The following is a 13,369-nucleotide window of genomic DNA, read 5'->3' as shown; positions in this document are numbered from 1 at the left end:
ATAGTACATAAAATAACCGCTGCTGCAGAAACTAGAAGAAAAGAGGAGTGGCGGAGTTATGAACAGGATCACAAACATTATCCTGCTGCTGTTAGTAACCATTTTCCTGGTAAGGTTTATGCCGAAGCCTTTATTACGGGGACTTCGGAGAGCGGCTGTAGCTGCAGCGCTGAATATTCCTTTTCTGCGGCGCGCGCTGCTGGGCGCCTTTCTGCATTAGACAAGGATGATTCTGGGACTAAAGAGTATGTCGGTGGTAAAAACCAAACATGTCGGATTCCAGGTTGAGAGGCACCCATATAGCGTACCACGGAAAGCGAAGTATTTTGACGAAGAGATGCATGATGTACAACAAAATTCCGAACGATTCTGTCAAATCGTTCGGAATTTTGTTGTCTCTTGAAGGTTTTGTCCCAGACTCATCTTTTTTTGACTGTATAATACACGGGAATGATTCGATATGATCAGGCTGTACTGCTATAATGAAAAAGAGTGGAGGGAAAGGAATGAAGTGGAATACTATCTGTTTTGATCTTGATAATACACTCTTCAGTCACGAATCAGCTTTTGAGAAAGCAGTACAGTACACGTTTCAAACGATATATATGCCGGATGGAACCGAGTACCCGTTCGCAGCGGTGGATGTGAAATCATGGTTTCAGACGTTCAAGTATCATTCAGACTTCTATTGGGGTTATTTTGAAGACGGGAACTGGACGCATGATCAATATCGTAAAAAGCGGTTCGACGAAACAATGAAAGCATTTGATCTGCCATATCAGAAGGGAGACGCAGAACGGTTTCATAAACGGTATGAAGACGTAGTAGCTGATTTCTGTGTTCCTTTTCAGGGTGTCCACGCGTTACTGACAATTTTGAAAGAAGCAGGGCTGCGCCTTGGAATTATCACGAACGGGCGGATAGCGACACAGCAGAAAAAACTGAGCCGGTTGGGCATTGACACCTTTTTTCCCGAATCTCACCTGATTGTTTCTGAAAAAGCAGGGGTGGAAAAACCGAAAAAAGAAATTTTCGATTATGCGCTTCATCAAATGCAGGGTGATACAAGCGGGGCTTTGTTTATAGGGGATTCCTGGGAATTGGATGTAGCAGGATCGATCCATGCCGGCTGGGATGCGGTATTTCTCAACACAAGGGGAGAATCGAGGACGACCAAAGACGAACCGGAGGCAGAACATGAGGCGTTCCAGGAAACGGCCCGTTATCTGCTGCGAACTCTCCGTCTGAAAGGATGAAAGACAGTGGAGTCGATGCACCGATACTGGAAATTGATCCATCATCTGGTTATCAGGGAAGAAGCGGTAATACTTGAAATCAGTCCCGATAAAAAACAGATATGGCTGGAAGCCGGAAAAAAAGATCACAAAAAAATTATCCGTATCGCAAAAATTGAGTATGACTGGATGAAACAGGTTGAACAAGATGCCGAAGAAGCGGAACGGTCCTATCAACGAATCCAGCGTATGATTCTGGGAAGAAACATTCCTTTTCATACGATATATGTTTCCTCCTATCCCCCGGTTGATCTCTATGAGCCTTTAGAGCGTCAACTGCAGATGAAAAAAACCAGCAGGGCGTATTTTATATCAAAAGATCCGTCAGGTGTGATTGCCGATACAGAGGAACTCGTACTGAGGGAGCTGGGAGCCCGGCATTCCTGGTCCCCGGCATCAGAAGGGGAATGGACTCATGAATCCTGGGCCCGGTACTACCGTAAAGAAGTAAAGAAGAGACAGGAAAAGCTGGAGAACGAAGACCGTTCTCTACTTCTTTTCACAAAACCGCGTATCATATTTTTCCTCCTGGCGGCTATTATCCTCGTGTTTGTGTGGATGGAGCGTACTGGAGAGAGTACAAACCTGCTTACACTGATTGAATTTGGCGCGAAATACAACCCGGCTCTTCTGGATGGGGAGTGGTGGCGGCTATTTACTTCTATGTTTTTACATATCGGTGTGTTTCATCTGGTCATGAACTCCCTTGCCCTGTTCTACATCGGGGGTGCGGTGGAGCGGATGTATGGGACGGCACGCTTTATCGTCATTTATATCACGGCCGGAATATTTGGTTCGCTGGCGAGCTTTGCGTTTAATGAACAGGTTTCAGCAGGTGCTTCCGGAGCTATTTTTGGGTGTTTTGGCGCGCTGCTGTATTTCGGACTTATACACCGTGCTCTTTTTTTCCGGACCATGGGACTGAATGTGCTTTTTATTCTTGGTATCAATCTAGCTTTTGGGTTTGCCGTTCCTGCTGTGGATAATGGTGCACATATCGGCGGGCTGGCCGGAGGATTTCTGGCTTCCGCGCTTCTTCATCTGCCCAGGCACGGCCGGAGATGGACGCAGCTCCCCCCTGTACTGGTAATTCCGGGCCTGGCTGCCGGTCTCTGCTGGTATGGTATCATCAACGAGGATAAACAAAGTGCAGCAATGATCGATGTACAGCTGGCCCAGCAGCATCTGGAGCGTGACAATATTGAAGAAGCACGAAGCATTTTACGTCCGACAGTGGAAACCACGGAAAATGCGTATGCTTCTTTTGTTCTTGGCAACACCTACCTGGCTGAAAACCAATATAAACAGGCGGTGCCGCTTTATCAGGAAGCTGTTTCCCTGAACAGGGAAATGGCGGAGGCTCATTATAATCTGGCTGTTGTCTATGTGCAGCTTGAAGAATGGAAGAAAGCGGACCAATCCCTGAACAGGGCCAGACAGCTTAATATTGAAAACAGATCAGAAGATGTGAATGTCGACGATATCGAAGACACGATAAACGCCAATCTTCCTTAAGGGCTGCTGTAATGAATAAACAGGGAGAGTTTTTGTTTCTGCTTATCCCAGCTGAGAAAGGGCATTATTTTTTTTTGTTGTTTCTTGTGGCTTTCGGTCTCTTTCAGCACCGAATGATATATATCCCGCCACGCTTTTTCGAGTGTGTCCGGGTCAAGGCTGGAAACCTGGCGGGCCATGTATTTCTCCCAGTCCATAAGTGGGAAGACCAGAGAAGATTCCGGCAGTCCACCTTTATCTTTAATCAGCCTTTTCACATGCTGCTGCTGCTGCCGGATGATCGCATCAATCATTTTTCCGGCCTTCTTTTCTTCTTTTGAGTCAGGTCTGGAAAAGGAGTGAAGCTCTGTCATCGGTGTGTCAAGAACATATAACGTACTGCTGCTCCAGTCGTATGAATAGACTGGAGCTTTTTTCATGTAATAAAACCCGGTAAGGTCGTATCTGCCTGAATCCTCGGAAGGTGTTTGTCTGGAAGCAGTAAGAAGGCTTTCCTGTTCGGACCAGGCATCCACGCTGTCTTTCACGTAGCCGTCTTCAAACAAAATCATGTGAATCTGCTGTTCTCCGGCGGGAGAATTTGTTTCAAGGCTGCCGGAGGATTCCAGCATATATTCGTCATTGTCAAGGATATGAAGGACGGCAAGGCTTCCTCCCAAGCTTTTGAAATGGTTTTTTGGCGGTTCATAATCCGCGCGTTTTCCCTCTTCAAACATCGGACCGGCCGTAACTGTTCCAGACGGAATGATGAAAAGACAAAGGAATAAGAATAGAAACATTTTCATCGTTATAACGCTCCTGTCCGCCGGTGAATGATAAGCTTCGGATTGATCAAGGGAACCTGGCTTCCGCTTCCGGCTTTATTCAGCAGTCTTTGCAGAAGAGAAGGGATTCATTCCTGAATTTGTGCATGATTCCCTATCATGAAGGAGACAATGACCGATAAGGAGGGAAAATCATGCCGGAAGATCGCGTACCTGTCTCCCGAAGATTCAGTGATAATAAAGCGTATCTGTCGAACGAACTGGCAGTGGATAAAAATTTCGATATCATCGAACTGGAACTGGAGTATCATGGTATTGAAATGGCTTTATACATGGTGGATGGATTTGTGAAAGACCAGGCAATGACCCAGATTCAGCGCGAACTGGATCATCTTGAGCCCTCCAGACAGAAGAGCAGGGTGATTCAGTCGCTTATCACCTCCCGTATTCCGTATGTGGAGCTTGATACGAGTTCTGATCTGAATGAGGTGGTGAATCAGGTTCTACCCGGTCCTGCGGCGCTCGTTGTAGACGGGGAAGAAGAAGTCATTCTCATAGATACACGTGAATATCCGACGCGTGCCCTGGAGGAGCCGCAGACAGAACAGGTTGTGCGCGGCGCCAAAGATGGCTTCGTAGAAACGATCATTTTTAATACAGCCTTAACGAGGAGAAGAATCAGGGACAGGAACATGAGGATGGAGTACCTCCGTACTGGCAGCCGTTCACTGACGGATATCAGTATCGGTTATATTGCCGACATTGCCGATGAAAATATTGTGGAAAGGATAAAAAAAGGAGTCCGTGAGATATCGAGTGACGGGCTTCCGATGGCGGATAAAACGATAGAAGAGTATTTGTTCGGACAATATATGAATCCTTATCCCCTCGTCCGCTATACCGAACGTCCGGACACCGCGGCGGTTCACCTGCTCGAAGGCCATGTCCTCATTTATGTAGATGGATCGCCGACTGTCATGATTGTTCCGTGTACATTCTGGCATCATCTCCAGCACGCCGAAGAATACCGGCAGAAACCAATTGTAGGTACCATGCATCGTCTGGTCCGCTATGTTTCGGTATTTGTTTCGCGCTGTTTCTTCTGCCCCTATGGTTCCTTTTTGCTTCGGACATGCTGGAGCCTCCGGAGTATATGAACTATATCGGTATTGAGGATAAAGGGGAAGTACCGATGCCGGCACAGTTCATCATAGCTGAAATCGGCATAGAAATGCTGCGGATGGCGGCTATTCATACCCCGTCCGCGCTTGCCACTGCGCTTGGTATTATAGCTGCCATATTGATTGGTGAAATCGCGATTGAAGTCGGTCTTTTTTCATATGAAGTAGTGCTTTACCTTGCTGTAGCTGCTATTGGATCGTATGCTACACCGAGCTATGAATTAAGCCTTGCCAACCGGATATGGCGATTTTTATTTTTTCTGGCTGCTGCCATTTTCGGGGCACCCGGATTTTTCATTTCGATCACAGCGTGGCTGCTGTTTCTTATTACCCTTCGTCCGGCAGGGGTGCCGTACCTGTGGCCGTTCCTGCCGTTTTCGTCCGCTGACTTAGGCGACATTTTCAAACGAAAACCAACCCCTTGAAAAAATGGAGACCAACCGTACCGGCAAAAGGAGATCCGGACAGAATCGATACTGATCGATGACAGCCCGGCATGGAGCGGAAGAGATGGACATAGAATGGTTGTAAATGTTGTCCAGGGAGGCATTTATGTTTATCTCCATGTTGGAATTAACGGCTGCGGGAATGGCACTGGGAGCCGCAGCTATGTATACGCTGAAACAGCAGAAACGGATGACTGTTCTTATTTTTTTACTTTTTGTGTGTGCGTTTTATATCGGGTCGCTTTTGTCCCGGCTGCAATGGCTGCAGGGTGTACAGGCAGATTTTGTTGTTGACGTGCTGCGTTTGTTAATTATCGGCACGGCTGCCGTAACGGGAATGATATCTTACCTGCCGTATTATGGCTTTTTTCATGCACGGGCGGGTTATTTCTGGATGGCTGTTTCTTTCCTTTTTATTTTCATCGGGTGGCATTACGGCCAGTGGGGCTCAACAATAATTGGCGCAATATCGATGTCTCTGCTTTTTGCAGCAGCGTTTGTGATGGGAAACACACTTCAGAGTGTTCTTCATGTGAAAATGAGAGGCCGATTCTTTGTTCCCTATCTTCCATTTGCGGGTCTTCTTTTCTTTTCTTTCTTTATGTTGCTATAATAGATATATGAATAAAGACTTTGAATCACTAACTGATCTAAGAAAATGGCTGATGCAGTTTCATACTGTCATCTACACAAAAGACCGTCGTACCGACCTGCAGCTGCTGGAAGAAGAAATAAAAGAGGCCCGTGACGCAGGGTTAATGGACAGTAAGGATTATACAACGGCATTAATGATTATTAAACATGAATTAAATCAACTCGATAAGTAGGACAAGGAAGGCGGGAAGACTTACATATGGAAGATAAATATCTGCTTGGGATTGATGTCGGAGGCACGTCCGTAAAGTTGGGACTGTTTACTGAACAGGGAGAGTGCAGGGAAAAATGGTCCGTACCTACAAACAAGGATAATGACGGCGAACATGTCCTGGAGGATATCGCCCGCTCCATCCGGCAGAAATGGGGGGAACATAAATTAAGTGTAGCTGATGTAAAAGGCGCAGGTATCGGAGTACCGGGATTTGTCGATGTAAAAAATGGGACGATCGAGTTTGCAGTGAATATCGGCTGGAGAAATTATCCGGTTGCTTCCGTTCTGTCTGATTTACTGGAGATCCCGGTCGTTCTGGATAATGACGCGAATCTTGCAGCCGCTGGTGAATATTGGAAGGGTGCCGCGACGGATGCAGATGACGTGCTGTTATTGACGCTTGGAACCGGAGTCGGCGGCGGTGTGATTATAAATGGAGATATTCTCCACGGTGCTTCCGATATGGCCGGAGAAATCGGGCATGTGACAGTGATACCGGATGGCGGTTATCCATGCAACTGCGGGAAAAAAGGATGCCTGGAAACCACATCTTCAGCAACCGGAATGGTTCGGATGGCTGAGGAAGCAGCAGCAGAAAACCAGGATTCCATGTTGTACATAAAAAAGCAGCAGGCGCCGTTAACAGCAGAAGTGCTGTTTGAATGCGCAGCTGCCGGTGATCAAACAGCTGAATTCGTTATCGAAAATGCCATGAATTACCTTGGGATGGCAGCGGGTAATACCGCCAATGTTCTCAATCCCCGGAAAATAGTTATCGGAGGCGGTGTGTCTGCCGCCGGAGAACAGCTGCTGCAGCCGCTTCGTTCCTATTACGCGGCACACGCACTGCCAAGAGTGGAGCAATACACTAATTTTGCGATAGCAGAACTTGGAAACGACGCAGGGATAACAGGCGCGGCATGGCTGGCTAAACATAAAGCACCTGCCGGGACTCTATGACTCTATGAAACAGCAGCATTAGATCATGATAATAACGTGTTGAAGGAGAAGATCGAATGACGGACTATCGTACGGAAAAAGATTTCCTCGGAGAAAAAAATGTGCCGGAAGATGCTTATTACGGTATTCAGACCATCCGGGCCAAAGAGAATTTCCCGATTACGGATTATCCTCCTCACCCTGAATTAATCCGGGGATTCGGCTACGTAAAAAAGGGAGCTGCGATGGCAAACAGGGATGCGGGCATGCTTAACACGAGCATTGCAGAAGCAGTCATTCAGGCCTCGGAGGAAGTCATTGAAGGCAAATTTAATGACCAATTTATCGTCGATGCGATTCAGGGGGGAGCAGGTACATCATTCAACATGAACGCCAATGAAGTTATTGCCAACCGGGCGATTGAAATATTAGGCGGGAAAAAGGGACACTACCTTATGGTCAGTCCAAATACGCATGTAAATATGGGGCAATCTACCAACGATTCATTTCCGACCGCGATTCACATTGCCTGCCTTCACTTGGCGAAGGGACTTACGACGTCTTTGGATCATCTGCTTGAGACGTTGAAACAGAAAGAAGAAGAATTCGATGATGTGATAAAAATGGGGCGTACGCATCTGCAGGATGCAGTGCCGATACGGCTGGGCCAGGAATTCAGCGCATACCGCCGTGTACTCACAAGAGACTTGACACGGATCAAACAGTCCGTGGATCATCTTTATGAAATCAATATGGGAGCCACGGCAGTGGGAACCGGCTTAAACGCCAATACGGAATATATTGAGAAAGTTCCACAATATTTGTCGGAACTGACCGGTTTTCCGTTCTACAGTGCCGAGAACCTTGTCGATGCGACGCAGAATACGGACGCCTACACAGAACTCTCCGCCGCCTTAAAGGTACATGCAATAAATCTGTCGAAAATGGCAAATGATCTTCGTCTCATGAGTTCCGGCCCCCGTACCGGCCTCAATGAGATTAATCTTCCCTCGCGGCAGCCTGGTTCATCGATCATGCCCGGCAAAGTGAACCCTGTTATGTGTGAAGTAATCAATCAGGTTTCATTCCAGGTTATAGGAAACGATCATACGATCAGCCTCGCTTCTGAAGCCGGGCAGCTGGAACTGAACGTTATGGAACCTGTGCTCGTATTCAATCTGCTGCAGTCCCTGTCTGTTCTGCAGAACGGGTTGAGCGTTTTCCGTGAACACGGCGTGAGCGGTATTACCGCTAATATTGAACACTGCCGGGATCTTGTGGAAAAAAGCGTCGGCATTATTACCGCCATTAATCCGCACGTCGGATATGAAACGGCTTCCCGGATTGCCAAAGAAGCAATCGATACCGGCAGAAGCGTTCGTGACATCTGCCTGGAACGCGATATCTTAAATAAAGAAGAACTGGATAAAATTCTCGATTCAAAAGAAATGACGAACCCTGGCATTGCAGGATCGGAATTTCTGTAGTACCGGGATGAATGAAAAGGAATGACCACGGTTCAGGAAGGGAAAGGGAGCAGGCATGTTCAAAGGAAATAAGCTGGTCGTGCTACTGCCGCTGATATTAATGTTTTTTCTATTCATCGGGGGCGGTTTTTATATCAATCAGGCAGAAAAAGTGAGCAATAAAGATCTTTCCGAAGAAGTGGAGTGGGAGACCACTCTGGAGTCCGGGGAAAATGGAGACCTTCTTAAAGCTTCCTGGCAATGGGGACGTATGCCAAGTGATGGGCTACGGGGAACGGATTATATCGGCGTTACCTTTCTGGACAGGAATGGAGAGCCGGTAACGGAAAGCCAGGTGGAAAACGCTTCGCTGCTTCTTGATCAAAACTCGGGAGATACGATGAAAATAGAGCCGGAAGCGGCAGCAAACGGCATTCGATTTGCTGTGCCTAATGAAATGAATGAGAATGAAACGATCGGAAGCAGCGGAACGGTTCAGGTACGGACACATTCAAATCTTCAGGGGGGACGGGCGGTAATCAGCTATCTTCATACCTGGGAGGAACATGGCGGGATCGCAGCAAAGAATGCGCGCTTTTTTGAACCATCCTTTCATGGAAAAGAAGATAACAATGACTCGTTTTACTGGGTAATGGAACATTTTGTGGAGCATAACTCGGGGGCAGTGGAAGAGGAATCAGGATGAAAGGTTTATCCTATCAAAACGGTGTCATCTTCATAGGACGGGAACATGCCGGATGGGCGGAATGGAACAGGATACGGCCGGAAGCGGCTGTCATGCCGCTGACGTTTTCCTCGATGTTAAAAATCTCCTCCCATGTTTTTCTTTCCATGCCTTCGTGGTATAAGGTAAGCAGTGCCCTTGTTCTCTGTATGATCATTATCCCTTTCATGGTGCGGATGTTTACCGGCATGCCGGTTCACGGACTGCCCTTTTACAGTTTTCTTTATTATCTGATGGGCACCCATTTCTTTTTCCCACAAGAGCTTCGTAAATTTCACGGGGCGGAGCATAAAGTATTCAGCTTTAAGGGAATCAAAAGAAGAAGGAACCTGTACCGGATCAAAAAAGCGCCGATTACGAACCGATACTGTTCCACCAATACTGTTGTGCTCTATTTTGTTTTGACCGCAGCAGGATGTTTATTGATGCTGGCATGGCTGTCCTGGTCAACCGCGTTAGCGGTGTCATCCTATGCCGGCCTGCCGTTGTCTCTTTTCCTGCACCGGATGCTGCAGCTTCCATCCATGAAAATGCTTCGCAGCCCTCTGTTGTTTATTTCTTATGCTGTACAGAGGCACGTTTCATGCGCCGTTCCGGACCGGCGTCATTTACGGACCGCACTGGAGGCATACAGGGCACTGGCAGAGAAAGAATTCCCATATGCGCTGGAAGAAAAGAAACCCGTTTCAACAAAGGAGGTTCAACACATGGCTATTCTCGATATTACAGTAGTACCGGTCGGGACCTCGTCGACAAGCATGAGTGAAGATGTTGCCGGCATACAACAGTTGCTCGACCATCGTTCTGACAAGATCAAGTATCAGTTGACACCTATGGGGACAGTGATTGAAGGGGAGCTGGATGATCTGCTCCCAATTGTGAAAGAAGTGCATGAGCTCCCGTTTCAGCGGGGGGCAGAACGTGTATCCACAAATATAAGAATTGATGACCGGCGCGATAAAGAAAATCAGGATATGAATGATAAAGTGAAGTCGGTGGAAAATAAACAAAACGAATAACCGGTTTCCAGTCTTTAAAAAAAGCAGATCTTTCGAAGTCCGCCCAAGTACAGCTTATGGGATAAAAATGGGATAAAAGAAAATACGAGGGATAAAGATCGAATGTTCAATGATTTTTATCAAAGAGGAAACGGGATATCATGCACGACAAAAAAGAGTCTGGGACAAAAGGATAGAAGCCAACTGAAAAACCGAATAAACGACTAGCTTGCTGCGGCCGGCCACTGCGCTTTCCATGGGGACGGCTTCAGCTAACTTGGTAAAGAAGACCGCTTTACCAAGTGGATCTTCAGCTCGTCCTGGCACGTAGGAGTCTCCGTGGCCGGCCTCCGCTGGTTAGAAAAGCAGGCTGCCCCCCCGTGGAAAGCGAAGTGTTTTGACGAAGCGTTGTAGGATGCAAAACAAAAAGAGGTTGGGACGTTGGCGGAGGAAAGCACGAATGTCTTATGGTACTGTTTTAGGAGCCACATAGTAGCGAAGCCAAAATGCTTCGTCTCCTGCGGGAACAGCACGTGTCTCGAGACCCCACAGGGAGCGGTTTTCTCCCGAGGGCCCGCAGGATGCGGGTCAGGTCGGCGTTGGCACACGACGTGCCGCTCTTAGCCGATCTTCCTCTCATCGAGCCGTGCTCGCGGAAAGCGAAGCATTTTGGCGCAGCGGTTTATCTTAGGAACAAAAGATGCCGAACGATTTTAAAAATCGTTCGGCATCTTTCTATATTATAAAGGTATTGTCCCACTCTCTTTTTCATTCATTTTATAATTTTGTCCCATCCTCTTTTGTTATTTCTTGATGGTTTTGTCCCAGACTCTTCATGGCTTTTGTTGGCTGGGATGGCAGGATTCGAACCTGCGCATCACGGAATCAAAATCCGATGCCTTACCGCTTGGCTACATCCCATTATCCATTATTAGAATGAACGACAGGATTGATATTTATACAAAAATTTTTCAAAAATAAGAAGGATTTCCCCTATCGATGCCGAATAATAATATTGCAGTTATAAAAAGAAAGAGATGGTGGTCGTTTGGAAAACATCGAACTGGACAGTCAGCGTCTGATTGAACAAGCGCTCACGCTGAATGCTTCTGATATTCATCTTCAGCCCGGCACGAAAAAAACAAGACTGTTTTTCCGGATTCACGGGCGTCTCCGACCGGTGAGAGGGCTGAGTGTAAGGTATGCAGAACGTTTGACCGCCCATTTTAAATTCAGGGCGGGTATGGATATTGGGGAACAGAGGCGTCCGCAGAACGGTTCCCTGTCGTTAAAAAATACCAGTCCCCCGGTAGATCTCCGTTTCTCCACCCTGCCGAATTTCCGCCGGGAAAGCCTGGCTGTGCGCCTTCTGCCGCAGCATGAGCATTTTAACCTCACCTCTCTTTCTTACACTTCCAGCGTGACCTCCCGTTTTGGATCCCTTCTCGATGAACCTAAAGGCATGATGATGTTGACAGGACCGACCGGATCAGGCAAAACAACAACGTTGTATGCTTTTTTGAATGAGCTTTATCAACGGAAAGGCGCCCGGATCGTCAGCATTGAAGATCCTGTGGAGATTCATGATGAGTCATTTATTCAGACGGAAGTCAATGAGAAAGCAGGTTTAACGTATCAGGAACTTCTGAAGTCATCGCTCCGCCATGACCCCGATGTGCTGATGATCGGCGAGATCAGGGATGAACATACTGCGGCCATGGCTGTAAGAGCTGCATTAACCGGTCATTTGGTGTTAACGACGATGCATGCCGGCACCGTTCAAGGTGCGGTGCAGCGGCTTAGGGACTTTGGGTGTCTTACCTCTGATTTAAAGGAAACGCTGCTTTGTATCACCTCCCAGGAGCTTGTACCCCGGTACTGCCCTCTCTGCAGAACCCAGCCCTGTTCGATTTACTGCACCAGGTACAGCCACGCCTCGAGAACCGCGTTATTTGATATTTTAACAGCAGAAGAGCTGCAGCAATGTTTATCGGACTCCCGGTATCCAGCTCTGACTATTTCAAAACGTATTCAGCTGCGAAAGGGATACGGTCTCGGCCTTTTTCAACCGGATCACAGAAAGGAACCTGAACATGTTTAAGCGGGGGAGGTGGACGAAGGAAGCCCGCGCGGATTTTCTCCTGAAAACGGGCGCTCTGCTTGCTCAGGGATATCCACTCGATCAGGCGTTGCAGCTGTTATCATGGGAACAGCCGTACACGATCAAAGAAAAGATATATCAGATGGCTGAGGAACTGCGTACTGGTGCCGCCTTTCATGAAGTTCTCCGCCTTTATGATTTTCCTGCTGATGTTGCAGCGTATGTTTTTTTCTCGGAACAAGGAGGTTTTCTGGCAGACGGGCTTCTGGGAGCTGGGGAATTATACCGGAAACGGATCATGGCACGGGGTTCTGTGCAAAAGCTGCTACGCTATCCTCTTGTCTTGTTGTGGGTGCTTTTCATGATCGCCGTTGTCATGGTGAATTATTTATTCCCTTCGTTCCGAACGCTGTTTCAGTCGCTGAATATGGATTTTCCGCTGTTAACCCGGGTTATGCTTCAGGTGTTTCAATATTCTCCTTATGCGGCTGCCGCGCTGCTTCCCCTTCTACTGGGCGGCATGTTTTTCTATATGAAGAGCTTCCGTCATTTAACTCCCCACCGCCAGTTTACTTTTCTCTACCGCCTTCCCTGGATCCGTTCCTACCTGAAACTGTTTCTCACCTATTATTTTTCTCTTCAGTTCAGCAGCATGCTGAAAGGAGGGGTGTCAATTTATGAAGTCTGCCTCGTTTTTGAAAAACAACACCATTTTCCCTTTTTTCAGGAAGAGGGGAGCCGCCTAAAGCAAAAACTGAAAGAAGGGACATCGTTGTCGGCTGCCGTAGCACAAGCCGGTTGGTACCGGGAAGATATGAAATTTGTAATACAGCACGGACAGGCTTCCGGCAGACTGGGAGAGGATCTTGCTTTTTACGGTGAACGAATGCTGGAGATTCTTGAAGAGCGGATGAACAAGAGCTTGATGGTGATCCAGCCGGTTCTGTTTTTTATGATCGGACTGGTGATTCTCGGCATGTTTTTGTCGGTATTTCTCCCCATGTTCCAATTGATGAGTTCCATCCAATAAATAACAGGAAGAAGGAAAAGA

The 13,369-nt window shown here is 47.4% G+C and carries 12 protein-coding genes, 1 tRNA gene and 1 pseudogene; 12 read left to right on the top strand and 2 right to left on the bottom strand.

Annotated elements, in window-relative coordinates; genetic code table 11:
• The first annotated feature begins 58 nt into the window (after positions 1-58).
• The 3 genes from ACW9JV_RS10735 to ACW9JV_RS10725 all read left to right on the top strand — a co-directional run bounded on the left by ACW9JV_RS10735 (position 59) and on the right by ACW9JV_RS10725 (position 2,810).
• Positions 59-220, top strand: a complete 162-nt coding sequence (locus tag ACW9JV_RS10735; protein ID WP_457334092.1) for a hypothetical protein — start codon at positions 59-61, stop codon at positions 218-220.
• 286 nt (positions 221-506) lie between these two features.
• The gene (locus ACW9JV_RS10730; protein WP_457334090.1) at positions 507-1,256 is read left to right on the top strand and encodes an HAD family hydrolase; all 750 of its coding nucleotides are present in this window, start codon (positions 507-509) and stop codon (positions 1,254-1,256) included.
• 15 nt (positions 1,257-1,271) lie between these two features.
• Positions 1,272-2,810 carry a rhomboid family intramembrane serine protease gene (locus ACW9JV_RS10725; protein ID WP_457334717.1) on the top strand — a complete coding sequence of 513 codons (1,539 nt, stop codon included), beginning with the start codon at positions 1,272-1,274 and terminating at the stop codon, positions 2,808-2,810.
• Here the strand turns inward: ACW9JV_RS10725 and ACW9JV_RS10720 are convergent.
• Positions 2,807-3,595 carry a hypothetical protein gene (locus tag ACW9JV_RS10720; RefSeq protein ID WP_457334088.1) on the bottom strand — a complete coding sequence of 263 codons (789 nt, stop codon included), beginning with the start codon at positions 3,593-3,595 and terminating at the stop codon, positions 2,807-2,809. The two genes, ACW9JV_RS10725 and ACW9JV_RS10720, sit on opposite strands and share 4 nt — an antisense overlap.
• A gap of 173 nt (positions 3,596-3,768) precedes the next feature.
• Here ACW9JV_RS10720 and ACW9JV_RS10715 point away from each other — a divergent pair.
• The 7 genes and pseudogenes from ACW9JV_RS10715 (at position 3,769) to ACW9JV_RS10685 (ending at position 10,238) form a co-directional block, all read left to right on the top strand.
• Positions 3,769-5,242 (top strand): annotated as a pseudogene (locus ACW9JV_RS10715) (spore germination protein).
• Positions 5,243-5,307: 65 nt separating this feature from the next.
• Positions 5,308-5,814, top strand: a complete 507-nt coding sequence (locus ACW9JV_RS10710) for a hypothetical protein (protein WP_457334086.1) — start codon at positions 5,308-5,310, stop codon at positions 5,812-5,814.
• 7 nt (positions 5,815-5,821) lie between these two features.
• A complete protein-coding gene (locus ACW9JV_RS10705) occupies positions 5,822-6,028 on the top strand; it encodes a YqgQ family protein (RefSeq protein ID WP_457334084.1) in 207 nt (68 codons plus the stop codon).
• A 26-nt stretch (positions 6,029-6,054) separates the two neighbouring features.
• Positions 6,055-7,029, top strand: a complete 975-nt coding sequence (locus tag ACW9JV_RS10700) for an ROK family glucokinase (protein WP_457334083.1) — start codon at positions 6,055-6,057, stop codon at positions 7,027-7,029.
• A 56-nt stretch (positions 7,030-7,085) separates the two neighbouring features.
• The gene (aspA, locus tag ACW9JV_RS10695) at positions 7,086-8,495 is read left to right on the top strand and encodes an aspartate ammonia-lyase (RefSeq protein WP_457334081.1); all 1,410 of its coding nucleotides are present in this window, start codon (positions 7,086-7,088) and stop codon (positions 8,493-8,495) included.
• 55 nt (positions 8,496-8,550) lie between these two features.
• The gene (locus ACW9JV_RS10690) at positions 8,551-9,180 is read left to right on the top strand and encodes a hypothetical protein (RefSeq protein ID WP_457334079.1); all 630 of its coding nucleotides are present in this window, start codon (positions 8,551-8,553) and stop codon (positions 9,178-9,180) included.
• Entirely contained in the window at positions 9,177-10,238 is a 1,062-nt protein-coding gene (locus tag ACW9JV_RS10685) for an MTH1187 family thiamine-binding protein (protein ID WP_457334077.1), read from the top strand. Before ACW9JV_RS10690 ends, ACW9JV_RS10685 begins: the two co-directional genes overlap by 4 nt.
• Before the next feature lie 825 nt (positions 10,239-11,063).
• Here the strand turns inward: ACW9JV_RS10685 and ACW9JV_RS10680 are convergent.
• Positions 11,064-11,138: transfer RNA gene (locus tag ACW9JV_RS10680), tRNA-Gln, on the bottom strand.
• Between the two features lie 127 nt (positions 11,139-11,265).
• Here ACW9JV_RS10680 and comGA point away from each other — a divergent pair.
• Together comGA and comGB are read left to right on the top strand one after the other, a co-directional pair.
• Positions 11,266-12,318 carry a competence type IV pilus ATPase ComGA gene (gene comGA / locus ACW9JV_RS10675; RefSeq protein ID WP_457334075.1) on the top strand — a complete coding sequence of 351 codons (1,053 nt, stop codon included), beginning with the start codon at positions 11,266-11,268 and terminating at the stop codon, positions 12,316-12,318.
• A complete protein-coding gene (gene comGB / locus ACW9JV_RS10670) occupies positions 12,311-13,348 on the top strand; it encodes a competence type IV pilus assembly protein ComGB (protein ID WP_457334073.1) in 1,038 nt (345 codons plus the stop codon). The genes comGA and comGB overlap by 8 nt, the downstream gene beginning before the upstream one ends.
• The last annotated feature ends 21 nt before the right edge of the window (positions 13,349-13,369 follow it).

The sequence above is a fragment of the Salibacterium sp. K-3 genome (assembly GCF_054052005.1).
This window is presented reverse-complemented; position numbering and strand designations above follow the sequence as displayed.

Bases quoted from the DNA above. Each gene is read 5' to 3' on its own strand.
- ACW9JV_RS10735 (WP_457334092.1), top strand. From the start codon at position 59: ATGAACAGGATCACAAACATTATCCTGCTGCTGTTAGTAACCATTTTC.
- ACW9JV_RS10730 (WP_457334090.1), top strand. From the start codon at position 507: ATGAAGTGGAATACTATCTGTTTTGATCTTGATAATACACTCTTCAGT.
- ACW9JV_RS10725 (WP_457334717.1), top strand. From the start codon at position 1,272: ATGCACCGATACTGGAAATTGATCCATCATCTGGTTATCAGGGAAGAA.
- ACW9JV_RS10720 (WP_457334088.1), bottom strand. From the start codon at position 3,595: ATGAAAATGTTTCTATTCTTATTCCTTTGTCTTTTCATCATTCCGTCT.
- ACW9JV_RS10710 (WP_457334086.1), top strand. From the start codon at position 5,308: ATGTTTATCTCCATGTTGGAATTAACGGCTGCGGGAATGGCACTGGGA.
- ACW9JV_RS10705 (WP_457334084.1), top strand. From the start codon at position 5,822: ATGAATAAAGACTTTGAATCACTAACTGATCTAAGAAAATGGCTGATG.
- ACW9JV_RS10700 (WP_457334083.1), top strand. From the start codon at position 6,055: ATGGAAGATAAATATCTGCTTGGGATTGATGTCGGAGGCACGTCCGTA.
- aspA (WP_457334081.1), top strand. From the start codon at position 7,086: ATGACGGACTATCGTACGGAAAAAGATTTCCTCGGAGAAAAAAATGTG.
- ACW9JV_RS10690 (WP_457334079.1), top strand. From the start codon at position 8,551: ATGTTCAAAGGAAATAAGCTGGTCGTGCTACTGCCGCTGATATTAATG.
- ACW9JV_RS10685 (WP_457334077.1), top strand. From the start codon at position 9,177: ATGAAAGGTTTATCCTATCAAAACGGTGTCATCTTCATAGGACGGGAA.
- comGB (WP_457334073.1), top strand. From the start codon at position 12,311: ATGTTTAAGCGGGGGAGGTGGACGAAGGAAGCCCGCGCGGATTTTCTC.